This window comes from Escherichia sp. KTE172 (assembly GCF_000408845.1).
In the GTDB taxonomy this organism is placed as follows: Bacteria; Pseudomonadota; Gammaproteobacteria; order Enterobacterales; family Enterobacteriaceae; genus Escherichia; species Escherichia coli.
In genome coordinates this window covers 1,750,205-1,776,706 of record NZ_KE137316.1, presented here as the reverse complement: position 1 = coordinate 1,776,706, position 26,502 = coordinate 1,750,205, and the positions used below count along the sequence as shown (strand labels likewise).

Annotated in this window: 21 protein-coding genes, 1 tRNA gene and 2 pseudogenes; 14 read left to right on the top strand and 10 right to left on the bottom strand. The window is 47.8% G+C overall.

Annotated elements, in window-relative coordinates; all coding sequences use genetic code 11:
* Window positions 1-521 precede the first annotated feature (521 nt).
* Window positions 522-597: transfer RNA gene (locus tag G434_RS15295), tRNA-Ile, on the top strand.
* A 582-nt stretch (window positions 598-1,179) separates the two neighbouring features.
* On the opposite strand, the gene G434_RS15300 is transcribed toward G434_RS15295, so the two are convergent.
* Window positions 1,180-2,160 (bottom strand): IS5-like element IS5 family transposase, encoded by a 981-nt coding sequence (locus tag G434_RS15300; protein WP_000019400.1) that lies wholly within the window; start codon window positions 2,158-2,160, stop codon window positions 1,180-1,182.
* Window positions 2,161-2,552: 392 nt separating this feature from the next.
* Here G434_RS15300 and G434_RS15305 point away from each other — a divergent pair, with 392 nt between their 5' ends.
* Window positions 2,553-4,007 carry a YpjCB family protein gene (locus G434_RS15305; protein ID WP_000961340.1) on the top strand — a complete coding sequence of 485 codons (1,455 nt, stop codon included), beginning with the start codon at window positions 2,553-2,555 and terminating at the stop codon, window positions 4,005-4,007.
* 253 nt (window positions 4,008-4,260) lie between these two features.
* Here G434_RS15305 and G434_RS30315 read toward each other — a convergent pair whose 3' ends face one another.
* Entirely contained in the window at window positions 4,261-4,422 is a 162-nt protein-coding gene (locus tag G434_RS30315; protein WP_000075277.1) for a hypothetical protein, read from the bottom strand.
* On the opposite strand from G434_RS30315, the pseudogene G434_RS30310 reads away from it, so the two are divergent.
* The 4 genes and pseudogenes from G434_RS30310 to G434_RS0125180 form a co-directional block, all read left to right on the top strand.
* Window positions 4,367-4,525, top strand: a pseudogene (locus G434_RS30310) (recombinase family protein); the annotation flags it as partial. The gene G434_RS30315 and the pseudogene G434_RS30310 overlap by 56 nt on opposite strands.
* Before the next feature lie 231 nt (window positions 4,526-4,756).
* Window positions 4,757-4,876, top strand: a complete 120-nt coding sequence (locus G434_RS27385) for a hypothetical protein (protein ID WP_001120794.1) — start codon at window positions 4,757-4,759, stop codon at window positions 4,874-4,876.
* Between the two features lie 64 nt (window positions 4,877-4,940).
* A complete protein-coding gene (gene ypjA / locus G434_RS27380) occupies window positions 4,941-9,515 on the top strand; it encodes an adhesin-like autotransporter YpjA/EhaD (protein ID WP_001082377.1) in 4,575 nt (1,524 codons plus the stop codon).
* A gap of 513 nt (window positions 9,516-10,028) precedes the next feature.
* Window positions 10,029-10,358 (top strand): hypothetical protein, encoded by a 330-nt coding sequence (locus G434_RS0125180; protein WP_223380521.1) that lies wholly within the window; start codon window positions 10,029-10,031, stop codon window positions 10,356-10,358.
* A gap of 632 nt (window positions 10,359-10,990) precedes the next feature.
* On the opposite strand, the gene G434_RS15310 is transcribed toward G434_RS0125180, so the two are convergent.
* Window positions 10,991-11,566, bottom strand: coding sequence for a hypothetical protein (locus G434_RS15310; protein ID WP_000150283.1), 576 nt, complete (start codon window positions 11,564-11,566; stop codon window positions 10,991-10,993).
* Between the two features lie 360 nt (window positions 11,567-11,926).
* On the opposite strand from G434_RS15310, the gene G434_RS15315 reads away from it, so the two are divergent.
* Window positions 11,927-12,529: a tyrosine-type recombinase/integrase gene (locus G434_RS15315; RefSeq protein WP_001305755.1), complete on the top strand. Its 603-nt coding sequence runs from the start codon at window positions 11,927-11,929 to the stop codon at window positions 12,527-12,529.
* Window positions 12,530-12,882: 353 nt separating this feature from the next.
* Entirely contained in the window at window positions 12,883-13,980 is a 1,098-nt protein-coding gene (locus G434_RS15320) for a CBS domain-containing anti-phage protein (RefSeq protein WP_000257686.1), read from the top strand.
* Between the two features lie 330 nt (window positions 13,981-14,310).
* On the opposite strand, the gene G434_RS15325 is transcribed toward G434_RS15320, so the two are convergent.
* Window positions 14,311-15,333, bottom strand: a complete 1,023-nt coding sequence (locus G434_RS15325) for a hypothetical protein (protein WP_001376998.1) — start codon at window positions 15,331-15,333, stop codon at window positions 14,311-14,313.
* A 224-nt stretch (window positions 15,334-15,557) separates the two neighbouring features.
* Here G434_RS15325 and G434_RS15330 point away from each other — a divergent pair, with 224 nt between their 5' ends.
* Together G434_RS15330 and G434_RS29750 are read left to right on the top strand one after the other, a co-directional pair.
* A complete protein-coding gene (locus tag G434_RS15330) occupies window positions 15,558-16,094 on the top strand; it encodes a dihydrofolate reductase family protein (RefSeq protein ID WP_000258888.1) in 537 nt (178 codons plus the stop codon).
* Window positions 16,095-16,179: 85 nt separating this feature from the next.
* A pseudogene (locus G434_RS29750) lies at window positions 16,180-16,343 on the top strand (IS3 family transposase); the annotation flags it as partial.
* Between the two features lie 102 nt (window positions 16,344-16,445).
* On the opposite strand, the gene G434_RS15335 reads toward G434_RS29750, so the two are convergent.
* Window positions 16,446-18,125 carry an SgrR family transcriptional regulator gene (locus G434_RS15335; protein ID WP_000021513.1) on the bottom strand — a complete coding sequence of 560 codons (1,680 nt, stop codon included), beginning with the start codon at window positions 18,123-18,125 and terminating at the stop codon, window positions 16,446-16,448.
* A 222-nt stretch (window positions 18,126-18,347) separates the two neighbouring features.
* Here G434_RS15335 and ptsG point away from each other — a divergent pair, with 222 nt between their 5' ends.
* From ptsG to hxlA, 4 genes are read left to right on the top strand one after another with little or no spacing between them, the layout of a single operon-like run.
* Window positions 18,348-19,874 carry a glucose-specific PTS transporter subunit IIBC gene (ptsG, locus tag G434_RS15340; protein WP_000819712.1) on the top strand — a complete coding sequence of 509 codons (1,527 nt, stop codon included), beginning with the start codon at window positions 18,348-18,350 and terminating at the stop codon, window positions 19,872-19,874.
* Window positions 19,871-20,713 (top strand): glucose-6-phosphate isomerase family protein, encoded by an 843-nt coding sequence (locus G434_RS15345; RefSeq protein WP_000811367.1) that lies wholly within the window; start codon window positions 19,871-19,873, stop codon window positions 20,711-20,713. Before ptsG ends, G434_RS15345 begins: the two co-directional genes overlap by 4 nt.
* Window positions 20,713-21,276, top strand: coding sequence for a 6-phospho-3-hexuloisomerase (hxlB, locus tag G434_RS15350; RefSeq protein ID WP_001309678.1), 564 nt, complete (start codon window positions 20,713-20,715; stop codon window positions 21,274-21,276). Before G434_RS15345 ends, hxlB begins: the two co-directional genes overlap by 1 nt.
* 23 nt (window positions 21,277-21,299) lie before the next feature.
* Window positions 21,300-21,935 carry a 3-hexulose-6-phosphate synthase gene (gene hxlA / locus G434_RS15355; RefSeq protein ID WP_000776031.1) on the top strand — a complete coding sequence of 212 codons (636 nt, stop codon included), beginning with the start codon at window positions 21,300-21,302 and terminating at the stop codon, window positions 21,933-21,935.
* A gap of 71 nt (window positions 21,936-22,006) precedes the next feature.
* On the opposite strand, the gene G434_RS15360 is transcribed toward hxlA, so the two are convergent.
* From G434_RS15360 to G434_RS15380, 5 genes are all read right to left on the bottom strand, one after another.
* Entirely contained in the window at window positions 22,007-23,209 is a 1,203-nt protein-coding gene (locus G434_RS15360; RefSeq protein ID WP_000889014.1) for a protein NO VEIN domain-containing protein, read from the bottom strand.
* 293 nt (window positions 23,210-23,502) lie between these two features.
* A complete protein-coding gene (locus G434_RS15365; protein ID WP_001033831.1) occupies window positions 23,503-24,516 on the bottom strand; it encodes a Gfo/Idh/MocA family protein in 1,014 nt (337 codons plus the stop codon).
* A 10-nt stretch (window positions 24,517-24,526) separates the two neighbouring features.
* Window positions 24,527-25,507, bottom strand: a complete 981-nt coding sequence (locus tag G434_RS15370; RefSeq protein ID WP_001098982.1) for a PTS glucitol/sorbitol transporter subunit IIB — start codon at window positions 25,505-25,507, stop codon at window positions 24,527-24,529.
* The gene (locus G434_RS15375) at window positions 25,504-25,857 is read right to left on the bottom strand and encodes a PTS glucitol/sorbitol transporter subunit IIA (RefSeq protein ID WP_224110663.1); all 354 of its coding nucleotides are present in this window, start codon (window positions 25,855-25,857) and stop codon (window positions 25,504-25,506) included. Before G434_RS15375 ends, G434_RS15370 begins: the two co-directional genes overlap by 4 nt.
* Window positions 25,858-25,874: 17 nt before the next feature.
* Entirely contained in the window at window positions 25,875-26,396 is a 522-nt protein-coding gene (locus G434_RS15380; RefSeq protein ID WP_000269917.1) for a PTS glucitol/sorbitol transporter subunit IIC, read from the bottom strand.
* Between the last annotated feature and the right edge of the window lie 106 nt (window positions 26,397-26,502).

Below are 26,502 nucleotides of genomic sequence, written 5' to 3'. Positions count from 1 at the left end.
CGGAAACATAAAAATGTTTAATTGTTGTGAAAGTAATTGCAAACAGATGTCCTACTTTTATCCAATATTTATATGGAAAAGGATAATGCTTAAATCTGTTTTTTTAATTATCGATGTGGTCTGGAGAGGCAACTGTCAAAAATCGCTCATACGAAACTAATGATTAGCAGAATAAGATCTATGAAAGAATATATTGCTATATGAAGTTTATTTTTATGGGGTGAAAAGTAACAGATATCATAATGATGCGAAAACTCTTCAGTTAATGTAATAAAGTTATATTATTAGATACAAAATCATTACAAACTATCATTGAATCGATGGTAACTATAAATAGTGCTAAGTATTAGCATTTGCTTGTTGACTGAGAGTATCGACTTTGTGAATGGAATCGGTGTCGGGTTTTATGTCGCAGGTAATGACGACCCAGGATGAATGAGAACGTATAAAAATCTGTTATTTACATCATAAGATCATCATGTTTATTGCGTGGTATATAAGTATTGTTATTGCATACTCAAGGCCCTTTAGCTCAGTGGTTAGAGCAGACGACTCATAATCGTCCGGTCGCTGGTTCAAGTCCAGCAAGGGCCACCAAATCATTATTCACGTATCAGGAAGAGTTAAGGTTACAAGGGGGACTCGATGGCGGTCAATATTTCACGACTAACGCCATTTTAAAGAAGCAGTGCGGTAGGTAGTTTCGAATGAGGGCTGGTGTTTTGGTACGTGGCACGCCACTGCAATGTATTTATCCATCAGTACTCATTCAAAAGTACCTGGAAAAAATGCCCGCTATGCCAAGCGGGCAAATTGCTTACATGTGGAATTAAGTAATTAACGATAAAGCCAGAGTATTATCATTTATCATGCCTCTTCATTTAATCAGGTTAATTACTCAAATCACTGAACTATTCTCTGTTCGCTCACTGATGATAAGTGAAGTGTCACAACCACGATTTGTATGTGGACCAATGCTGTAGAGTAAGGATGAAATGTCTCTGCCACGCCTTAAACATCTACTACTGACTAGGGAAGGTGCGAATAAGCGGGGAAATTCTTCTCGGCTGACTCAGTCATTTCATTTCTTCATGTTTGAGCCGATTTTTTCTCCCGTAAATGCCTTGAATCAGCCTATTTAGACCGTTTCTTCGCCATTTAAGGCGTTATCCCCAGTTTTTAGTGAGATCTCTCCCACTGACGTATCATTTGGTCCGCCCGAAACAGGTTGGCCAGCGTGAATAACATCGCCAGTTGGTTATCGTTTTTCAGCAACCCCTTGTATCTGGCTTTCACGAAGCCGAACTGTCGCTTGATGATGCGAAATGGGTGCTCCACCTTGGCCCGGATGCTGGCTTTCATGGATTCGATGTTGATGGCCGTTTTGTTCTTGCGTGGATGCTGTTTCAAGGTTCTTACCTTGCCGGGGCGCTCGGCGATCAGCCAGTCCACATCCACCTCGGCCAGCTCCTCGCGCTGTGGCGCCCCTTGGTAGCCGGCATCGGCTGAGACAAATTGCTCCTCTCCATGCAGCAGATTACCCAGCTGATTGAGGTCATGCTCGTTGGCCGCGGTGGTGACCAGGCTGTGGGTCAGGCCACTCTTGGCATCGACACCAATGTGGGCCTTCATGCCAAAGTGCCACTGATTGCCTTTCTTGGTCTGATGCATCTCCGGATCGCGTTGCTGCTCTTTGTTCTTGGTCGAGCTGGGTGCCTCAATGATGGTGGCATCGACCAAGGTGCCTTGAGTCATCATGACGCCTGCTTCGGCCAGCCAGCGATTGATGGTCTTGAACAATTGGCGGGCCAGTTGATGCTGCTCCAGCAGGTGGCGGAAATTCATGATGGTGGTGCGGTCAGGCAAGGCGCTATCCAGGGATAACCGGGCAAACAGACGCATGGAGGCGATTTCGTACAGAGCATCTTCCATCGCGCCATCGCTCAGGTTGTACCAATGCTGCATGCAGTGAATGCGTAGCATGGTTTCCAGCGGATAAGGTCGCCGGCCATTACCAGCCTTGGGGTAAAACGGCTCGATGACTTCCACCATGTTTTGCCATGGCAGAATCTGCTCCATGCGGGACAAGAAAATCTCTTTTCTGGTCTGACGGCGCTTACTGCTGAATTCACTGTCGGCGAAGGTAAGTTGATGACTCATGATGAACCCTGTTCCATGGCTCCAGATGACAAACATGATCTCATATCAGGGACTTGTTCGCACCTTCCCTAGAACCGCCGTCGAATGCAGAAGAGTCTTGTGAGCATTACAGGAGTCTGGCTTTGGTCATTAATCAACGCTATTTAGATATAAATTTCTAACACTCAAAAAACGATTCTCACGAATAAATTATAACGGGTGGTTTTTATCATACAGTGAAATAACCTTTTGCTTATTAAATTTAACATTCTTGTGCTAAATTAATTAAAAGTACCATGTATAGCATATGAAGCTGTTAATGCCAGCAATTGTCTCAAATGAGCGATTTTTTATAGTGACAAACAATAATAACATTAAAAATAGCCATGTAGACATTAACTGAGGAAAAGACAATGTTAGTTAGTAAAAGCAACGAAATTAACACTAGCACATTTATAAATAGTGGAAATTGTAATGAAAGAAAATCTTCTAAATCCATGGAGTTACTAGCTTATAGTATTATAAAATTAATTTGTAAAGAAGCTGCCTCAGGGACGTATAACGGTGCTCTTGAAATTTTACAAAAAATGATGTCTGAATGTAAATATCATGAAGGCAATGCTTTTGTCATTATGGGAGCCGGAGAACAATTAAAACGTATTAAATATGATGCTAATGAAAATAAATTAAAAGTATACAACGTACACTTTGATAATAATCAAGAGTTAGTTGCTGATGGTGAGCCTGACGTAGTATTTTTAAAAAAAACGGTGTGGGAAGACCTTCTCGTTAAACTAAAGCTGGAGAACAAAGAAAATGCGGTTTCTGAAATTAACCTGTCATCTAATAAAAATAATGTTGATCAGTTTATTGAATGCGCTAAGAGAAATGAACAGACCCTATTCGGCAATATAAGAAAAAGTGATTTTCATGTTGCTTCACTTCAGCCAGGTAGAACGCGTAGTGTTATTTCAGAAACGCCGCCAAATGACTGTATGGAATCACATAATTTATATGAAAACCACACAGATAAGGTTTCAACTGTAACTAAAAATTCTCAGCAAGTTAAAGGTCACTATGGAGATAAGTTGAAAGAAATGCAGTTGTTCCTCAACCAGATGAGCAATGCACTTCAACAGGATTCATCTTTGTTAGAGTCAAAGGAACACACCATAGATATTCAAGAAAAAACGAATAAGTTTGTGCAGCATTTTCAGCGGGTATTATTTGATAAAAATGGAAGGTCATCAGAGTTTCTACTTAATTTTTATGAGTGTTGCTATAAGTTTTTACCAAGAGCGCAGCCTCAAGATAAAATCGATAGCTATAATTCAGCACTGCAAGCTTTTTCCATCTTTTGTTCATCTACGTTGACACATAATAATGTAGGGTTTAATTTCAAATTATTTCCAGAAGTCAAGTTGTCTGGAGGAGAGCTTGAAACGGTATTCAAATACAAAAATGGCAATTTTGTCTGGGAGATAGCCAGAATTAAAATTGCTCTCCCAAAAGAAGAGGGTAGTTTATATAATTTACGTGGATTGGATTTTAAGGGATGCTTCTTTTCTGGACAGAACTTCAGTAACTATGATATTCAATATGTGAACTGGGGAACGTCATTGTTTGATGTTGATACTCCGTGTATTTTTAATGTGCCTGATGACAATAAGAGTTATGATAAATTATTAAAATCCGTCAGCGAAAATGGTTTAAATGGAGTCTTGACTGATCGTAATAATAAAATAAAACTAATCACGGGCGTGGCACCATTCGATGGTATTTCATCTATGGATGATGACTTTGATGATAGTTCCTCTGAGGAAAATTCCCCTGAGGATAGTCCCATTGAGAATCGTCCCCTTGTATAAAGTTCTAAAAGCAGTTTTCAATGATAAATAAACTGCAGGTTTTACAAAGAGATAATAACGTAGATTGAAACAATATGTATTATTGATTGATTAAACGGGATTATTTTTTACACTACAACCATTTTGCTGCTACTACCAAAGAAAAAGGGGCTACGCTTTCACGTAACCCCTTGATCTGCGCTGTGATTTACTGAGTTTAAATTGGTGCTGTAATTGGTTGAAATATTTCATCTAATGTCTGATTCAACTTTCCTTAGCTGCCTGAAAGTTTTTTGATCTTACCCAGCAACAACAGCGTTATGGTGCACCATGCCTGACTGATGAACTGCGTGCTCAGGGTTACCACTTCAACGTAAAACCGTGGCAGCAGGGCCGGACTGAACAAACGGCTCAGGACATTATCGGTAGGTGACACACTGGTTGTCTGCAAACTGAACCTACTGGGGCGCAGTATGCGGCATCTTGCCGTGCTGTTGGAGGAGCTGTGCGAACGTGGTATTAACTTTCGTGCTCTGACTCTACCAATATTTGCCCAACAATGAGGGGACGAAAGCTGTAAAAGTAAAACAATCTGCAATCTCAATGTTATTGTGTGATTTTTATGTGAGCAGAAGATATTCATCAGAAACGATTATGTAAATCATTTTATTTTTCCGATGGCTTCAATGTCGAAAGAAAAGAATACGCCGTATTTCCTGAAAAGATTGACTTTTTTATCCAATCATCCTTCAGCACAATGTCTTAAAAAAATGCCTCATTCTTATGCGGAATATCATCATTTCATCATGATGTCTTTGATGAGCGGTGAACACAATACACTTGCGCTGTCTCTTCAGGATGAATCCCCTGGTCTGGTGCCTGTGGGCTGATGTTGCAGCAAAGCTAAGGTCGCTTAAACGCTACTCAGTATTCACTTTTCAGAGGATGAAATTTATGAACAGGACCAGTCCCTATTATTTTCGCCGCTCAGTACTTTCCTTATTGATATCTGCCTTAATATATGCCCAGCCCGGGATGGCGGCCTTCACTACTAATGTTATTGGTGTGGTAAACGATGAGACTGTAGATGGCAACCAACGAGTAGATGAACGAGGTACAACAAATAACACACATATTATCAACCATGGCCGGCAGGAGGTCTATGGTGGGATATCTAATAGTAGTATTATTGAAACTGGTGGCGAGCAACTAGTATCAATCCATGCCGATATTAACGGGCAAGCTAATAATACAACCATTAATGGAGGCAGACAGTCAATTGAGTACGGAGGAATTTCTACTGGCACGATAATCGAAAGTGGCAATCAATATGTTTATAAAGGTGGTACCAGCAATGACACGACAATTAAGGGCGGTACTTCACGCATAGAGGGGGGGACTGCAAATGGAACAATCATTGATGGTGGAGGCCAGTCAGTATCAACTCAGGGGCATGTTGACGGTACGACGATAAATAAGTCTGGTTATCAGGACATCACGCAAGGAAGTCTGGCGACGAACACAACCATAAATGGTGGGCGACAGTATGTTGAACAGAGCACAGTAGAAACAACCGCCATTAAAAATGGCGGTGAGCAAAGAGTATATGAGAGCCGTGCGCTGGACACGACGATTGAAGGCGGAACTCAGTCTCTGAATAGTAAGTCAACGGCAAAAAATACGCAGATCTATTCTGGTGGTACGCAAATTGTTGATAACACGAGCTCCTCGGATGTTATTGAAGTTTATTCCGGCGGCGTGCTTGATGTTAGAGGTGGTACGGCAACTAATATTACTCAGCACGATGGAGCCGCTTTAAAAGTAACGACTTACGATTTGACGGTGAGCGGTACGAATAGTGAAGGGGCATTCTCCATCCACAATAACGTGGCAGAGAATGTGTTGCTGGAAAACGGTGGTCATTTAGACATAAACGCATATGGTTCGGCAAATAAGACGATTATTAAAGATAAAGGAACAATGTCAGTTTTAACGAATGCTAAAGCTGATGCGACCCGAATAGATAATGGCGGCGTTATGGATGTTGCCGGAAACGCGACAAATACCATAATTAATGGTGGCACACAGAATATTAATAATCATGGTATTGCCACGGGCACCAATATCAACAGTGGAACGCAAAATATCAAGAGCGGCGGGAAAGCTGACACGACAAATATATCCTCTGGGAGCCGGCAGGTTGTTGAGAAAGATGGTACGGCAACTGGCAGCAATATTAGCGCCGGAGGCTCGCTGATTGTCTATACCGGCGGTATTGCACATGGGGTTAACCAGGAGACGGGCAGTGCTTTAGTTGCCAACACGGGCGCAGGGACTGATATCGAAGGATACAACAAGCTCTCTCACTTCACTATTACCGGAGGAGAGGCTAATTATGTTGTGCTGGAAAATACCGGCGAACTGACGGTAATGGCTAAAACCTCGGCGAAAAATACTACCATTGATGCTGGCGGTAAGCTGATTGTCCAGAAGGAGGCTAAAACAGATAGCACCAGACTTAATAATGGTGGCGTTCTGGAGGTTCAGGACGGTGGTGAGGCTAAGCATGTTGAGCAACAATCCGGCGGCGCATTAATTGCTTCCACGACCTCCGGAACACTTATCGAAGGAACCAACAGTTATGGTGATGCTTTCTACATCAGGAATTCAGAAGCTAAAAATGTAGTGCTGGAAAACGCTGGCTCATTAACAGTCGTCACTGGTTCCCGGGCAGTTGACACGATTATTAATGCCAACGGCAAAATGGATGTTTATGGAAAAGATGTTGGTACTGTACTTAATAGTGCTGGTACCCAAACAATATATGCCAGTGCCACTTCTGAAAAAGCAAATATCAAAGGTGGCAAGCAAACGGTATATGGTTTAGCCACTGAGGCAAATATCGAAAGTGGTGAACAAATTGTTGATGGTGGGTCAACAGACAAAACGCACATCAATGGCGGTACGCAAACCGTTCAGAATTATGGTAAGGCGATCAATACCGATATCGTCTCAGGCCTACAACAAATTATGGTAAACGGGACAGCGGAAGGTTCCATTATTAATGGCGGTTCACAGGTAGTTAATGAGGGCGGTCTGGCTGAAAACTCGGTGCTTAATGAAGGCGGCACTCTCGATGTGCGGGAGAAAGGCAGCGCAACGGGGATACAGCAAAGTAGCCAGGGCGCGTTGGTTGCAACCACCAGAGCGACGCGGGTCACAGGGACACGCGCTGATGGCGTCGCGTTCAGCATTGAGCAGGATGCGGCGAACAATATCCTGCTGGCAAATGGCGGCGTGTTAACCGTGGAGTCAGACACCACTTCCGCCAAAACACAGGTCAATGCGGGCGGGCGGGAGATCGTCAAAACAAAAGCCACTGCGACAGGCACGACGCTCACCGGCGGCGAACAAATCGTCGAGGGGGTGGCGAATGAGACAACGATTAACGACGGCGGAATACAAACAGTTTCGGCTAACGGTGAGGCAGTAAAAACAACGATTAATGAAGGCGGTACGCTGACAGTCAACGATAATGGCAAAGCGACAGATATCATCCAGAACAGCGGTGCCGCTCTCCAGACGAGCACGGCTAACGGTATTGAAATCAGCGGTACTCACCAGTACGGCACCTTTTCCATTGCCGGAAATTTAGCGACCAATGTGCTGCTGGAAAATGGCGGTAATTTATTGGTATTAGCAGGTACCGAAGCTCGCGATTCCACGGTTGGCAACGGTGGGGCAATGCAAAACCTGGGTCAGGACTTCGCCACAAAGGTTAATTCCGGTGGGCAATATACCCTCGGTCGGTCAAAAGATGAGTTTCAGGCTCTGGCCCGGGCAGAAGATCTACTGATCGCTGGCGGGACGGCAATCGTCTACGCAGGTACGCTGGCGGATGCATCGGTCAGTGGCGCGACAGGAAGCCTGTCGTTAATGACGCCACGGGATAATGTTACGCCAGTTAAACTTGAAGGGGTGGTCCGGATTACCGATAGCGCGACATTAACTATCGGAAATGGCGTCGATACGACGCTTGCCGACCTGACGGCTGCCAGTCGGGGCAGTGTCTGGCTTAACAGCAATAATTCCTGTGCAGGCACCAGCAACTGCGAATATAGAGTAAACAGTTTACTCCTCAACGACGGTGATGTTTATTTATCAGCACAAACAGCAGCGCCTGCCACAACTAACGGTATCTACAATACGCTGACCACCAGTGAACTTTCCGGCAGCGGTAATTTCTACCTGCATACCAACGTTGCAGACTCCCGGGGCGATCAACTGGTCGTCAACAACAACGCCACTGGCAATTTTAAAATCTTTGTTCAGGATACCGGCGTCAGCCCTCAGTCTGACGACGCGATGACGCTGGTGAAAACAGGGGGAGGGGATGCTTCGTTTACGCTGGGTAATACCGGCGGTTTCGTTGATCTTGGGACCTATGAGTATGTCCTGAAAAGCGACGGCAACAGCAACTGGAACCTGACCAATGATGTCAAACCCAACCCGGACCCCAACCCAAATCCGAAACCGGATCCAAAACCAGACCCAAAACCGGATCCGAAACCAGACCCGACTCCCGCTCCAACGCCGACACCCGTCCCGGAGAATCGCATCACGCCTTCTACAGCAGCCGTACTCAATATGGCAGCAACATTACCGTTGGTCTTTGATGCTGAGCTAAACAGTATTCGCGAGCGGTTGAACATAATGAAAGCGAGTCCACACAACAATAATGTCTGGGGGACGACGTATAACACCCGTAATAATGTCACCACCGATGCGGGTGCCGGGTTTGAGCAGACGCTGACCGGAATGACGGTGGGGATCGATAGCCGTAATGATATTCCTGAGGGGATTGCGACGCTGGGCGCTTTTATGGGTTATTCCCATTCACATATTGGTTTTGATCGTGGAGGACATGGCAGTGTGGGCAGTTATTCTCTGGGGGGCTATGCCAGCTGGGAACATGAAAGTGGTTTCTATCTGGACGGTATCGTGAAGCTGAACCGCTTTGAAAGTAACGTAGCCGGTAAAATGAGCAGCGGTGGAGCCGCCAACGGCAGTTATCGCAGCAACGGGCTGGGCGGTCACATTGAAACCGGGATGCGATTTACGGATGGTAACTGGAACCTGACGCCGTATGCATCGTTAACGGGGTTCACCGCTGATAACCCCGAATATCATTTATCCAATGGCATGGAATCGAAATCAGTCGATACCCGCAGTATATATCGTGAACTGGGCGCAACGCTGAGTTACAACATGCGTCTGGGGAACGGTATGGAAATTGAGCCGTGGCTGAAGGCGGCTGTGCGCAAAGAATTTGTCGATGATAACCGGGTGAAGGTGAATAATGACGGTAATTTCGTCAATGATTTGTCGGGCAGACGTGGAATATACCAGGCAGGTATTAAAGCCTCATTCAGCAGTACGTTAAGCGGACATCTCGGGGTGGGGTATAGCCATGGTGCCGGTGTGGAATCCCCGTGGAACGCGGTGGCTGGTGTGAACTGGTCGTTCTGACCATCAACGAAAAAGCCCACATCTGTGGGCTTTCATATCACCAGGAGCCGCGGCTCCTTTGCGTATCCTTTTATGTCTCCTCACCGTCTGGTCGGTGTCTTGCTGAGACTGCTAACTTCCTGTTTTTGTTGGTGTTGTCCTTGCACCGTCCAATCATGATTGGCTGGCGTCCTTGTAATTGGTGGGGTAGGTGATTGGGTTTGTTGAGGATTTTGATTTTTTGCGCGAAGGGGAAGGCGCAAAAAGAGTGGTGATGAAGTTGATATGGAAGGGATTTTAATATCCGATTGATTTTTAAGTTGATTGTTGGGGGCTGGGTTTTGCGTGTTGGTTGAGGCTTTGGTGGACGTTATATGCTTGTCGTTCGTTTCCAGAAGTGAGCGTTTCTGTCGAATAATTCACTCTCTTTAAATTTCCGGGCGGAAAAACATGCTTATCTAATACACACTAACAACCGAAGGCGATACCGGTATCGAAGACGCTATAAAGCAACACCCTTCGTGGTTGTCTTACATGCCAGAAACTACACCTAAGCCGATTGCAGAATATCAAGGAGATACTTATTGCTGTGATCTAAAGGCAGTATCAGAAGCAATTCGCTTAAGTGGTAGGCCGATGATGCCAGGTCAATATCTATTTCATGGCGGAAAGTGGCCCGCTGAATATAAATACGGCGCTATGTTTGAAACCACTCGGCCATTGTCAACAACATTATGTCCCAATATCGCGATGGGAGTTCCACAGTGGCATGATAGGGCATATCGTAATAATGCAATTGAACTATTTGTACTTCGGGTTAGTGAACCACATTCAAAAGTTTTTTCTTTAACAGTGAAGATATAGATACAGGACACGAGAAATAACTGGTTTTTGAGCAAGGGGTAATAATAACACTGACAAGCTTCGAGGATATTCAAAAAATTTCTGTTGCCGAATTTGCTCTTAGTCGCTCAGTACAAAACACCAAAGACGTACCTGTACGAGTTTTAGCTATCGAAATATCCTGATTTCAAAATATTGGTCAGGGGATGGGGCTACGAAATACAGCTCGGCTTTTTTTCATTGCCCCGTTCTCTTCACAATGCTTAACAGTTTTGTTTACAACTGTCATAAAAATTAAAAATGCAAATATAATAATTGTATCTTTAATAAAGTATAATTAAATGCCCGAAGGATTAAATGAATTGATTAATTACCTCCTTATCAGGATTACTTTTCAATGGATTGTACGTTATCAGTTTTTCAGGGTCTAGTATCCACATATCTCGCGGACCATAATTAGTAAGCCTCCGGCCAGATAAATATATGTTCGGTTCACTATCCATCCTGTTCTTCCACAGAACACCAAGTTTTTGACTTGATAAATGTTCATAGATTTTTAGGATTTGGGGCGCGCCTCCAATTGATGAGTTTTTAAATTCATAAGAACTTTCATTAACTTTGTAAAACATGTCTCGAATAACTTCAAATGGTTCTCATTCAAATTTAACAGTATTTTTCATGCCTTTTTCTAAATTATCCAGCTTCCCTCTTGATTTTAATTTTTCACGAAGCATAGCATTAGCTACAATTACATGTTCTTCATCACCAGTAAATACAACAGGTGATCCATATATTTCACGTGCAGGATCCGCACGAAAAGAGTTGGTACTCTTTTGGTAGGTGATGTGCCAAATCATGAATTTTTTTCTTATCCATGAATATCCCCCGAATATGAATTTTGCATCGGGTATATCCATGTCACCTATGGCATCGTGAATTTGCTCTCTCAGTCGTTCAAAAATTTTAAGAATATGGGTTTTGAGTTCTTTAATATCTTGGGCTCGTGAGGAGCAACGATCATATATATCAATTGCTGATGCCACTTGATGCATCAAAGGATATGCCCAACTAGTATCACCTGCGAAACATATGAAAGCATCTGAACGAGGCAGAGTTATTATCTTCTGCCCACAATCCATTTTCATACCACCATTTAATCTACTATCTGATACTACAATCAATTCTTTGCAATTTCTTAAAGTTCTTACCCAAGCTGCGGCTATAGTCATCTCAAGATCCTTAATTAATTGATTTTGTAGTCTACTCCAGTTGTTAAACATAACACAATGCTTGGTTAGATTCTCACTCAGGACAGGCTTTCACCCCAAATGCTTGCCTGACTCGTACCAGATTGTGGTGCAAGATTGCGATCTGACCGCGGCTGTGTGAAAACGTTTTTGAGTGCAGAAATGGCCTAAAACAGAGCTGAAAATATCTTCCCTACGTAAAATTCGACTCTGATAATCAGCTGATTGATTCCAGATTTTGCATAACCTCATACATTTTAGTATTTGGTGAGTGTTTTCACACAGCCTGCGCTCATAAGGGACAACCATACTCAAATCTCCCACATTGCAGGAGATTTGAGTATGAACACGTCACCGTGGAACAAAGACCGTATCATCGGCCAAAAAAGACCACTTCAGATATCTCATATCTGGGGGACCCGAATCCGGCTTGAACTGGAAGGCAAAACGCGCGATTTAGCTCTGTTCAATATGGCCCTGGACAGTAAGCTTCGAGGCTGTGATCTGGTCAAACTCAAAGTATCTGATGTGGCATATGGTCGCTTGGTTTCAAGCAGAGCAACGGTGTTGCAACAGAAAACCGGTAGCCCTGTGCAATTTGAGATAACCAAAGGAACAAGAGAAGCTATTGCTGCATTGATAAAGCTTGATTATTTGCACAATAAAGACTTCTTGTTCCGGTCTCGTATCGGAACTAATCAGCACATATCAACCCTACAATACAACCGAATCTTTCATGGGTGGGCAGGAAAGCTTGGTCTCGAAGATTCGCTTTACAGCACACGTTCCATGAGAAGAACAAAACCCTACTTTATCTACAAGAAAACTAAGAATCTTCGGGTGATCCAACTTCTGTTGGGCCATAAGAAACTGGAAAGCACAGTCCGTTATCTGGGTATTGAAGTAGATGATGCATTAGAGATCTTTGAATCGATTGAAGTCTAAGGTTTTCAGGGCTGCAACAGCAGCCCTGTGCCAGAAACGGACGGTGGGCCTCGAGTGGAAAAATAACGATTAATATTGCAGCTTGTTGTCCGAGTCTTGTATTTTTATCAAATTCTAAATGAATAAGGCATCTACTAAACTCAACGCGCTGGCACTAGCGGTAAGGGCAATTCGTATTCTGGCCTCCTTATACTGAACATTAGGAATCTGAGCTATGTGTATGGGATGGTGCAATCTGAGGTGAGCTGAAAAAGTCAGTGCAGCCTCGTTGTCCAGATTTTAAAAAAAGCGTGAGAAGCCTGAATCAAGATTGAAACCTAACAGTAGCCGACAACCTACATGGAGAAAATTTTATGGCAGTAGAAAATCGAGAAAGACTTAACGAAATCCTTCGTGAACTAAAAGACGGTATGTCCTCAAACCCAGTATCAGTGCGAGAATTCATAAGCTGGTTTGGCGCAGAGCGTCGAGGCTACATGGTTGCGTACAAAATTCGCAAAGCATTAGAAAGCTTAGGAGTTAAAACCGAACCTGATTTTGATAGTGTGCCGCTGGATGCAAAAATTACTATCTATGCACCTCCGGGGAATGACGCAACGCCCCATGAAGCAGGTGAATGTTTACATGAAGAAACCGAATCAAGTAACGCCGAATTGGCTACACCTGAAACAGTATTTCAGCCGCATGATGAACTAATTTCCGGTGCAGTTTCCGAGCCAGCCTTCCGTGTTAGTCGACTCGAAGCATCGGATGTTAAACTAGTGACCGTGAAACCTGACGCTACATTAACAGAAGCCATCACATTGATGTTGCGGCATGACTACTCTCAACTACCCGTTATGACCAGCGAGCGAGATGTTAAAGGTGTTATTAGTTGGGAAAGCATTGCTCCAATACTAGCGTTGACCCAATCAGAATCTGCGGTTGTGCGTGATTATATGAAGCCACACAGGGAAATAAACGCCAGTGACTCTATTTTTTCTGCACTACCTAGAATTATTGAGTATGCTTACGTATTAGTGCGATCTTCTGATCAAAGAATTAGTGGGATTATAACTACTACCGATCTTAGTTCTCAGTTCAGACAGTTGTCAGAACCTTTTCTTTTACTATCTGAAATCGAAAATCATATTCGTAAGCTGATAGATGGAAAATTTACGAAAGATGAGCTTGTTAGCATCGTTAATCCATTTGACAGCGAACGGGTTATAGAGTCGGTCGCAGATTTAACCTTTGGGGAATATATACGACTTTTTGAAAATCCAGAATTGTGGAAAAAAACCGAACTTCAAATAGATAAGAAAATATTTACTAAAGAGCTCGACAAGGTCAGAATAATTCGTAACGACGTGATGCACTTTGACCCAGATGGTATATCAGAGGAAAATCACGAGCTTCTTCATAACTTTGTAAGGTTTATTCATACTATACAAAGCCTATCAAGAAAATAAGAGTGACCTGCTGCCTGTTGATTAACACGCAGCAATGTTAGTAATGCGACTATTTGGGTGTGAGATCAACTGTGAACTTCCGTTCCTCGCTCATAACGGACCTTCTGCTCAGTTAGTTCGGTCGCTTCGTGGTCAAAGTGGACTAAATGGCTATTCGGTGACCTGTTTTAATCAACCAAGTCTTTTAGAGGGAAACAGGAATCTCGTCAGTCGAACTAACGGTTACGGAAGCAGGCCGGACAACCACTCTAAATCATAGGTAGTTGAGTTTAAAGGAAGTGCCATCTTTAGACTTTATCTATGTAAAGTAAATAAATATGACCATATTTACTAATCTTTAAGATTGAATGATTGTAAAAAACGCAATAAAAGAAAATCCTCTGGCGCTACAAAATTGACGTATCCATCAGATTCAACATAACCTTGTGCTACTCTAGGGTGGCTTAGCGTCTCTTTAGGCAACGGATACTTGGCAAATGGGTTATGTAAAATATACAATCCATCTGCCAGATGCTCTATATAATCATTTTTTTTGGCTTGATGAACTTTAGGATATAATGAATTTTCTCTTGGGGTAAAGGTTGTATAAATTGTTAGAGCTGAAGGATTGTCCGCCAAAGCTCTTACTTTTCCCCAAGTAGCTAAACTACTATAAATCACAGCACTTACATCCGAATAATCAGGCGTGCAAAATAACCCCATGGCTATATTAACATTTTCTTTTTTTACCGCAGCCTCAACGTTATAAGAAATTATGCTCTTTGATCCTGATTCAATGGTTGCTTCTTCATCATGATATAAACCATATAATGTTGCAAGTATGGGTCTGGCTGCGGCAAAGTGCGCAAAAGGTCGGTCGAAGGAAGCTATGGCGATAACAAAAGGTTTTTCTTTACATTGAGGAAGTTGAGAATATCTCGATCTTAATTTTTTTACCTTTGATATAAAACTATTGCTAAGTCGAATAGATGCCTCAGAATTAAACTTATTAAAATCTCTTGGCATATCTTCCGTACTGAAACCATGCGCTCCAGGGGCTCCTTGTGCCGGAAGGGCTATGGTTGCCTCAATGCAAAACCCAGGTTCATTGACGATGAAGTCAGGTGCATCGTATGAAAAGTCGTTCCTTAAACCCAATTCTTTAAGATAAGCAAAAAGATATAACTCCCATAGGCAAGGTTCAAAACTTGTTTGAAATTCTTTTGTAAACTTATTATCCCTGTCTAGAAATCCTTTTGCCCATTGGTTAATTACTTCTCTCTCCGGTTCATAGCGTTCCTTTTTCATCATTATATATATTGGATGCTGTTTTTCTAAAGGTACGACATCATCGAATAAATTAAGACTAGACATTTTCACCTCATATATCTGATTTATTTTTAAAAGGGTATGATATTGCATTGGAAAATATGTAAAAGCAAGTTATCTCCCATTTTAAAACTTACTTCATGATGTGCTTCGAACTTCTGCTCCTCGCTCCCTGCGGACCTTCAACTTAGGTAACTTGCTCGCTTCGTGCCTGGAGCGAACATTGCTAAACTCAACGAGATATATGCAACCTGAAAACGGAGCACTTGATGGTCACCACACATGTTTTCATCGCGGTCAGTCTTGATGGTTATATCGCCCGACAGGATGGCGATATCGACTGGCTGTTAAAGCGCGATGACCCGACAGAAGATCATGGCTATGCCGCATTCATCGCGGACAAAGATTGGATCATTATGGGACGAGGCACCTATGAGAAGGTGCTGACTTTTGACGAATGGCCTTATGATCGGCCCGTGCTGGTGCTTTCCCGGCAGCTAACCGATACCCCCGTGCCCAAGGCGCTGAAGGGTAAAGTACAGTTTTCATGCCGCACGCCAAGGGAGGCTCTTGCTGACCTTATGGAGAAGAACGTGCACCGGGTTTATATCGATGGCGGGCAGTTAATACAGTCGTTCCTGCGCGAAGGTCTGGTTGCCGATATCGTTATCACAACTGTTCCTGTTCTGCTCGGTTCGGGAAAACCGCTATTCGGAGTATTACCCCATGATATCGATTTGACGCTATTATCCAGCCGCAGCTTCCCTTCGGGTCTGGTGCAGTCGCACTATCGGCTGACGGCATAAACTGAATCTAAGCATACTGTTGGTCTCCGCTAAAGCGAGAAAATGCCCAGTTGCCAGCGGTACTGTTTTACTTCTATGGCCTTGCTTCAGTTCGCTGAAAAAGCAGTGCATCAGAAAACGGGCCTACAAAACCCAGGATCTGGATCGTGCAGATATCTTCGATGACATTGACGTGTTCAACAATCGGAGACGGTGGTAAAGCCATATTGGGGCGTCAGTACAGAGACATTTGAACAGTCTCCGTCGTGAGGACTGAATTTGTCTACCGTTCCCCGCCCCAAATCCCGCACTTCCCTCCCTTACCCTTAAAGGCCTTTAAAGGCCCTTTAGCGAGCTTTTGCGGGCGTAGCATTATTCGAGCCAAAGTTGGCTAAAATCCGGCCATCCCAGCGTATTTAAATCGCGCCAGGTAAATGACTTCTCGGTCGCAAATTCCATCCAGTGATGTAGCAAAGGAATGACATATCGCTGGTGGGTCATCTCATGGAAAAAGGCGGCAATGGTTGCGAACGCCTGTTCATTATCGCTGTTCAGAATGGTCGGCAGCAGGGCGTTCAGGTTTTGTCGCTGGGTTTCAGGCAGTCGCGTAAACAGCGTGGTGGAAGCCAGCCATTCCAGAAAAGCCGGAACCGAAAGGGTATCGAGCATAAAGTTGCTGAGCCAGATATCCGCAGGAGGGCGCGGCTGGCTGTTGAAGCTGTCAAATGCGTCGATCCGTATCTCGGCGCGAATATGCCAGCGTTCAAGCAGGATGCGAATCGCTCCGGCAAGCTCCACCAGTTCCGGCTGCTGAAAGGTGCTGATGATAACCGGCTGACGCAGGTTAAACGGCGCGGTGATCCCGCCGAAATCCACCGGGCGGTGATTCCACTGCGGCAGCATGCCCTGAGCAACGGAGAGGATGCGTGCGTATTCGTCAGGAAGCTGCGTCTGGCTGAGGAGTTCGACAGGTTGCAGCAGGTAATTGATAAACCGTCTTCCGGCCTCATCCGCAAAGGCACCTTCACCGTCGAGCAGCACAAAACAGCAGCCCTGCTCCAGACTACGCTCGTTGAGCGGGCGGTCATCCTGCGCCTCTTCGCCCCGCAGCAGGGGAATAAAGCTCATGCTGATATGCTCCGGAGCCCAGGTGAAAATGGTGATCTCATCCAGTCCGGGCCTCGCCTGGTGCCAGTGTTGATTGCGCCGCAAAACCATAAAGTTGTCACTGTGTTCCTGCAGGTGGAAAGCGCCGGTACAGCGGATGTGTCCGTGCTGGTAATCGAACAGCATCGTCGGCTGAGTGGCGAGCAGGCAGTCGAGCCGTCTGACCGGATGGTACGTTTCAATCACCAGATGCCAGGGGGCGTCAGCGGTGATGGTTTTGATTGGGCTGAAAAGCGGCGCGAACTGCGGGCTCTGGCTGGCGGCGAGCAGGCAGCGCTGAACGGCGCTGGCATTCAGTTCGCTGCCATCGGCAAAGCGGGCGGTGGATTTCAGCCAGAACTCCCAGCGGGTAAAGTCGTCGTTGTGGGTCCAGTAGTGGGCGATATCGGGGATGATCCTGCCCTGAACGGCGTCATAGCGCGTCAGCCCGCTGAGGCACTGTCGCAGGAGATGTCGTTCGGTCCGCCGCAGGGGGACGAGCGGGTTAAGCGGATCCAGATTGCGATAGTAGGGGATGCGCACCCGCGTTTCACTGCTTTTATCCTGTACCCCAAAGCGCCACAGGCTCAGGCGATCCAGCAGATACTTGTCGTTGCCGATAAACCGCAGCACGTTGCCGTAATCCTGCTTCTCCAGTAGCTTATTGACGTTCTGGCTGAACAGCTTTTCCGGCGAGGTTAACAGGTGGAGCCGTGAGCGCTTGCCACGCCCGCGCTGGGGCTGCCAGTCGAGCCATTTTTCCTGATGCATCTTTTTCAAAGCAATCCGGCAATTACGCACTGAACAGCCGAAGATGGCGGCGATCTCCTGCATCTGTAATTCGTGCGTCTGACCTGCGCCGTAGCGGGCGTGCAGCCTGCGAAAATGCGCCTCGAAGATACTCATATGATGGCCTCCCACCGAACGCGATTTCCTCTTTTATCCCTTTCTCACGGTTTCCGGCGTGATTGTCCTCATAAATTTTCCGGTTTTAAGCGAAAACCGGAAATAACTTTCGTTGTCGGTTGCTGTTTTTTTAATCATCTCCGGTTCGGATACTGAAGGTGTTCGGAGCAGAACCTGCTGTTGTGCGAATCCCTGTCATAAAGACGCGCTCAGGAGATCGAGATGAAAAGATTCAACCTTCTGCAAATGTTACAAAGCATCGGGCGATCGTTAATGATCCCCATTGCCATGCTGCCTGCCGCCGGTATTTTGCTGGCCTTCGGCGTCAGCTTTCAGGATCCCAATATTGTCGCCAGCCTGCCGTTTCTCGGCGCTGACTGGCTGGTTCACGTGCTGAAGCTGATGGCTGAAGCGGGCAGTGCGATTTTCGCTAACCTGCCGCTGCTGTTTGCGGTCGGCGTGGCGGTAGGACTGAGTGACGATCAGGGGATTGCCGGGTTGTCGGCGATCGCCGGTTTTCTGATTATGAACGTCACCATCGGCCAGTTTCTGGGGATCACGCCCGAGTCGGTGGCGCAGGTACGTGACTACACGATGGTGCTGGGCATCCCTTCGCTCCAGACCGGCGTGTTTGGCGGCATCATTATCGGGATTATCGCCGCCTGGCTGTATAAACGCTATTACCGCATCCAGCTTCCTTCATGGCTGGAGTTCTTCTCCGGCAAGCGATTTGTGCCGATAGTGACCTCCTTCGCCGCGCTGTTTGTCGGGCTGGTGATGACGGTGGTCTGGCCGCCGGTTCAGCATCTGATTAATGGCCTGTCGAATACTATGACGGTGCAGGGGCCGGGCGTGTCCGCCTTCCTGTTCGGTTTTGTCGAGCGGCTGCTGATTCCGTTTGGTCTTAACCATGTCTGGTGGCCGACGTTCTGGCTGCAGTTTGGCGAGTACGTGAACAAAGCCGGGCAGGTGGTGCATGGCGACCAGCTTATCTTCTTTGCCCAGTTGAAAGATCAGGTGCCGATTACCGCCGGAACCTTTATGGCCGGGCTGACGCCGATCAAGATGTTCTGCATTCCGGCGATTGCGGTGGCGATCTACCGCTGCGCCAGCCCGGAAAACAAAGCGCGGGTGAAGGGCATTATGCTCTCTGGCGCGATCACCTCCATCGTCTGCGGCATCACCGAGCCGATTGAGTTCTCCTTCCTGTTTGTTGCGCCCGTGCTATATGGCATTCACGCCGTCCTGGCGGGGCTGGTGTTCCTGCTGATGGAGTGGTTCAGCGTGCACATCGGGCTCTCTTTCTCCGGCGGGCTTATCGACTATTTGTTCTTTGGCGTCCTGCCGCGCGCGCCTCACTGGTACATGGTGTTCCCGGTCGGGCTGGTGATGGGAGCGGTGTACTACGCCCTGTTTACCTTTGCCATCCGCCGCTGGAATTTGCTGACGCCGGGGTGTGAAGTCGAAGAAAGCACTGTGGCGCAGGAAAACGAACAGAACGACCTGGTGAGCGGCATCATTCTGGCCTATGGCGGGCTGGGGAATATGACCCGCATCGAAGCCTGCATGTCGCGTCTGCGCATTGACGTGACGGATAAGTCGCTGGTGGACAAAGCGCTGCTGAAACAGCTTGGTGCGGCGGGTGTCGTCGAGGTCGGGAACAACATTCAAAGCGTCTTTGGCATGAAATCCGATCGGCTGAAAGAGGCGATCCGCGCAGCTAACGCGTATACACAGGAGGCAAAATGAAACAGCTACACCACAGCGGCTTACCGCTGTATCTCGATGACGACGGCGTGATGGTGCTGAAACCCCCGCTGAACTATCTCGGCTTTGGCCGCAAAAGCGCCGGGCAGATGGCGGTGGTCTTACCGGAGTTCACCGAAGCGCAGCGTGATGAACCGGCTTACGATGTTTATCGCGGGCTCAGTTTTGCGGAGGATCAGGAACGGCTTGCTGCCGACCAGTATCAGTACGACATCACCATCATCATGTCGGGAACGATTGGTAGGGAGCGCAAGAAAACCAGCGGTCATTATCACGGCTATAACGACACGCGGCGCAACACCCATCCGGAATTATATGAAGTGATTAAGGGGACTGCGGCATATATCCTGCAAAAGTCGCCGGATTTTGCAGTCGCGCCAAAAGATCTGCTGGTGGACGATCTTATCGTGGCGGTGGTGAAGGAGGGGGAAAGCATTATCGTGCCGCCGAATTACGGCCACTGCTCCATCAATATTGGCGACGGGCCGCTGGTGTTCAGCAATCTGGCCTATAAACCCTGCGCGGTTCACTACGACACGGTGCAGTTTTATCACGGTATGGCCTGCTACATCGTGGAAGAGAACGGGCAGCTCTGCGTGCGCAAGAATCATTACTACCCGCATATTCCGCGCATCAAATTCGCCACCGTCAAAGGGAACCCGCATCTTGGCATCACCTTCGATACGCCGCTTTATCAACGCTATCGCGCCGCACCGGAACGTTTTCACTTTCTGGGGCATGTCGATAACTATGTCCGGGAAATCATGGGGATGCTCCAGTATGAGGATGATTTATTCCCGCTCTGTCAGGAGGACGCATGATGGAAACGCAATCTGTTGCAGGTGTCGCCTGTACTGACCTGCATCAGGCGATGTCGCGGATTGATGGCGCTGCGCTGGCACGTCTGGAGCAGGCCATCGCTGAAGCGAACACGGTGTTTGTTTTTGGCGCAGGGCGTTCGCTATTAATGCTGAAAGCTTTTGCGATGCGCCTGATGCATATCGGCCTGAAGGTGCATGTGGTCGGCGATGTGGTCACGCCTGCGCTGAAAAATGGCGACCTGCTGTTACTGGCCAGCGCATCGGGTGAAACGGCTTCGCTGGTGAATGTGGCAACGAAAGCGAAGCAACTGGGTGGCACTGTGGCCTTGCTGACCATTTTCCCCGAGTCCACGCTGGGGAATCTGGCGGAGGTAGTGGTCAGGATCCCGGCCTATACCGACAAACTGCCGGATGGACTCGATAACGTGAAAGGCATTCTGCCCGGCGGCAGCCTGTTTGAAGAGGCGGTCATGGTGCTGGGCGATGCCATGATTGTGAATCTGGCGCAGTCGACGGGATATCGCTTAACCAAAGGTTTTGCGCTACACGCCAACCTCGAATAGTCATTCGACACAAGGAAACCAACATGAAATTACAGCTTGCCCTGGACGAGTTAACCCTGCCTGAAGCGCTGGTATTTATCGATAAGGTGGTTGACGACGTTGATATTATTGAAGTGGGTACACCTTTTCTTATTCGGGAAGGCGTGAACGCGATTAAAGTCATTAAAGAGAAATACCCGCATAAGGAAGTACTGGTGGATGCGAAAATTATGGATGGCGGCCATTTTGAATCGCAGCTGCTTTTCGACGCCGGAGCAGACTATGTCACGGTGTTAGGTGTGACCGACCTGCTGACGATCCAGTCATGCATCTGTGCGGCGAAGGAGGCTGGAAAGCAGGTGGTGGTGGATATGATCTGCGTCGACGATCTCCCTGCGCGGGTCCGCCTCCTGGAAGAGGCGGGCGCGGATATGCTGGCGGTACACACAGGCACCGACCAGCAGGCGGCAGGGCGCAAGCCGATTGATGATTTGATAACAATGCTGAAGGCGCGCCGGAAAGCACGGATTGCCGTAGCAGGCGGCATCAGTAGCCAGACGGTGAAAGACTATGCGCTGTTAGGCCCGGATGTGGTGATTGTGGGATCAGCGATCACGCATGCAGCGGATCCTGCTGATGAAGCGAGGAAGATTTCGCAGGTGTTGTTGCAGTATCACTGAGATGAAGGCTCAGGTGACTCTGCGCCTGATTTCACACTTTTAAAGTTATGAGTCGGAGGTTGTCGAAACTATTAAGCAGGTTCTTCCAGATCGAACCTAACAACGTAAGCACAAGGGGTCATTTCACTATTAGTGTAAAGATCTTGAGCATGTTTTACATATAGATTGCATGGCTCTCCATCTTTCCCATACTGTACAAGATAAAAATAATAGTTTTTACGGTGGTTACTTAAATTAGAAACGGTGAGTTCATTTCCTGAGAGGAAAAAACGGAATGCTCCCTCTTTTCCATCTCGGCCAATTGATTTTACTTCGATGTATCGCTCATCACCTGGGGCATTAAAAGAAAGAAAGTCGTAACCATAAGTTGGACGATTACGGCGATCATCTATTTCCTCAGCTAGTTTTGAATAGCCGAGACCGATTAGGCGGTTTTTTTCCCAGTTTAATGCATATTCTTCGCTTTTTTTGCCTATTAAATCACGATTGTCCGTTATTTCTTCGAAATTGACTTCGGGATGGTTTCTTTTTTGTGGTTTTTTAACTATCACAGCAGGAGCGCTGCTAAGATCCTTACGTATGAACTGGGCATAAAGGAAGGACATATATTTTGGATTGCTCCAGTTTCGGGTGATTTTATGCTCTAGTTTTTTCTTGAATAACAAATGTTGATATTTACTAATAAACTGTTGCTCTTTTATACCCATTTTCATAGCAATTTCTTTAAGATGATCTTTGCTGCAAATGTTTATAAAGTGTTCTGGAAAGTAAAGGCTCAATATTTTAGCCTTAAACATTTGGGATAGGGGGTTCTCGTCAATCGCTCTAAAATCTAATTCTTTCCCTGACTGTATTAGGTCTAGTAAAGCGTCTTTAACATTAGCGAAAACTTCTTTATTAGTACTATCATCATCGCCAAATTTCTGAGTAAAACGATAGCGGACGGCTGGATCTGATTTTGATTTTCCATAATAAATACCAAATTTGAGCGCCGTCGCACCTTGCATATTTGCCCATGTTCTGGTTTTTACTTCAACACAAGCACAAAATGAGGCCGTGCCTTTGCCGATGACATAGTCATCAAGCGTCATTTTTTTTAGGCGATTAAGGGGGTAAAGTTGCAGAAATTGTCCGCGTGCACTTAAGGCATTATCTTCTTTGGCTGTATCGTAATCTTTTTCAAAAAGACGAAGAATATCATTAAAATTTGTAGGGAGGGACATAATAGCTCTTCTTAAAATGGTTTTTAAAGGGACATTATGAAACTCCAGCATTATAATTTGCTTGGGACTTTTTTGAAATACTTGTTGACTATTATGGCGCAATAAACATAGATGAGAGGTTTAGCATGATACTATTGGCAGGGAGGTGAAAAAGGTCATAGCCATAAAATACCTCTATTCACCTTGATGACTAAAAAACATACAATCGTGTGTGGGGTTTTGTTGCGGCAGGATGGAAAACATTAATATATCTGCGGGCCAAAGCCTAACGAGTGAATATACCAGTGAGTAGAATTAGCAAAATCATATGGAACTGGCACAGGGAGCTACCCTGCGCCGTTTGTTTAAACATCTTCAGGTTTCCCGCTCTCCAGACTGCGGTGCACCGCCTCGCAAATCCGGCTGACCGCCAGCCCGTCCTCTGCCGTCACCGGGTACGGCGAACGGTTCCTGACCGCGCGAACAAAGTCGTTTATCGGATCGATACCGAAACCGCTGGCGACACCGTTGCGGTAGTTGATGAAGTAGCTGTTGGGCGTGAGCGTCATGCCTGGCGTGGTGATTTCCAGCCCGCGATGCTGCGAGGTGCTGCGGATATACGTTGCCTCACAGAGAATATCAATGCGCCCGTCGTTGTCCTTCGGGAAGCCCTCCGGCAGCACCCACGAGTTTTCCACCACCCACGAACTGCCGTCGGCCATCGTCAGAAGGCTCTGCACGCTGTCGAAGGTGTCGAGGCCGCATTCGGTCATCAGCCGTTTCTGCCCGGCGGCATACACCGACACCACTTCCTGACCGGAAAGGTGGCGCACCAGGTCAAAGCAGTGTGAGCCGAGAAACCACACAGGGGAGCTTGCGCCCGCCCAGTCCAGCCAGTCCGTCGGCACGGTAATCACGTCGTCCATACTGATATGGCCGCGCAGGATCCGCCCGGTCTCCGGTTTCTCCAGTTCGGCTTTGATGCGCATCACCGCCGGGTCCCAGCGTTTGTGGAAATCGACGCCGACCAGCAGGCCGCGCTGTTGCGCCATCTCCACGATAAGCTCGCACTCGCGTACTGAGGTGGCGAGCGGTTTCTCCGCCAGCACATGTTTGCCGTGGCGCAGGGCGGTGAGGATGGATTCAGTGTGGTACGGGTCAGGTGTCGCCACCGAGACCACGTCGATGGCTTCCTCCTGTAACAGGACATCCAGCCGGGTATAACCCATCACGCCACAGGTCATGGCGAGGTCGTCGCAGCGTTCTGTATCGGTGTCGCAGATGGCGACCAGCACGGTGTCCGGGTTATGGAGGTACGCATTCATATGGTGTTTGCCGTAGATACCTGCGCCGACCACGGCGGCTCTGATTTTGTTCATCGTTATGTCCTCAGAATAAGCCCAGGGAAAACAGCCAGCCGACTATTACCGCAAGCGGTCCGGTCAGTTGTCTCGACAGCAGAAAGGCGGGTACACCTTTTGCGATGGTCTCCGGCTTTGCCTCCTGCATCGAAAGGCCAACAGGCACGAAGTCGCAGCCGACCTGCACATTGATCGCAAACAGGGCGGGCAGGGCGAAGGCCGGAGATATCGCCCCTGCGCCAATCTGTGTGCCAATCATCACGCCAATCACCTGCGAGATAGCCGCACCCGGCCCTAGCACCGGGGAGAGAAACGGAATGCCGCGGATGAGCGACAGCAGCACCAGTCCCCACAGTGAGTTCGCCAGCGGCGTCAGGGCGTGGGCAATCAGGCTGCCGAGCGCGGTCTCCTGCACCAGGGCAATCAGCAGCGAGACAAAGGCCATAAACGGGATAACGTTGCGCAGCGACACGTCCACCGCCTCACGGCTGGCGGCGAACAGCAGGGCGATAACGTGGCCGACGGCGGTGCCGGTCTGCTCGACCATGCGCACCAGTTTCTCCGCACCGCGCGGAGGTGGAGGAGCGGTGGTAATGACTGGCTCCGGAGCTGGAACTGACTCAGGCTGACAGTCCGGCGCTTCGGCGGTATCCACCAGAACCAGTTGCTCTATCGTCACACCGGAGACGTAGTTCTCTTCGCTAATAAAGTGCGCCAGCGGTCCGGCCCGCCAGGTAGGCAGCACGTTGATGGTCGGGATACCCTTCTGCGGATACAGGCCGCAGCGCAGGGACCCGGCACAGTTAATCACCACGCACAGGATGTCGTTATCCGGCGGGATATCGGCAAAGCCATTCACCACTTCCGATTCGGTAAGTGCGCCGATTTCTATCGCCACCGGATGAATCTCGCGCCCGGTCAGCGACAGTACCTTTTTGCCGCTCCCTGTGGGTAGCCAAAGCCCCTTACCATAGCCGCCGGGACCGGGGGGAATGAGCACCGTGTTCATGGCCGCCCCTCCTCAATCACCAGATTGCCGTGGAGGTCGCGCAGGTTCGGCACCGGGCCGGAGAGATGAACCGCGCCGACATGGCAGGGATTCAGGTCACCATTGAACACCAGCGTCAGGTGGCCGAGTTCAAACAGCGCCTGCTGTGCCCCTTTGCCGACGGCAGTCACCAGAAAATCGTGGCCCGCCAGCAGCAGGCGGTCGCCGGGGAGTATCATCAGGCTCTCTTCCCGGAACGACGGCTCCAGCGATAGCGAGTAATCGAGACAGTCCTTCGGCCCGTTGCTGTCGAAGGTGATAAGCATTTTGTCGGTGAGACCATCGGCGACAAACAGCCCGATGGCGACGATACGTGCTCAGTAAATCATCATGGCGCATTCCCCCGCTTGCTGAGCCGCAGGAACAGGTACTCGGTGATAATCCCGCGGATTAAACCAATCAGCATGGCGGCGGCGATATAGCGCAGCGCCAGCGAGGTGACGGGCAGGCCGAGCGCCTTAACCCCGGCAGCCACGCCGAGCCAGACAAACAGCTCTGATGGCACTACGTGGGGAAACAGGCTGGTGAGGGGATGGGCGGGGGTGCCGAGCGCATCCTCATAGCCGGGCTTGCTCTTTTCGGGCAGGAGTTTGCCTAAAGTGAGCGCGCCGGGGCTGCTCATAAAGAACCAGCCGAGCACCGGCAGCACGCCGTAGGTGAGAATGCGCGAGCGGCCGAGCAGGGCGGCAACTTTCTCCATCCGCACGGTACCAACCAGCTTCATCAGGAAGTTGATGGCCAGCAGCAGGCAGATGAGCATCGGGATAAGCCCGGTCATCATGTCGAGGAAGATTTTGCCTGCGACCTGGAATACATGAATAAACGCCTCAGCGAGGCTGACTGTCCACATAAGGAGTCCTCCGGGTAAAAGGCCCGGAGCGCACAGACTTATCGGACAGAGGTTAAGACATGACAGGCGTAAGCGTCTGGGGCTCCGGTAATGGCGATAAACAGCT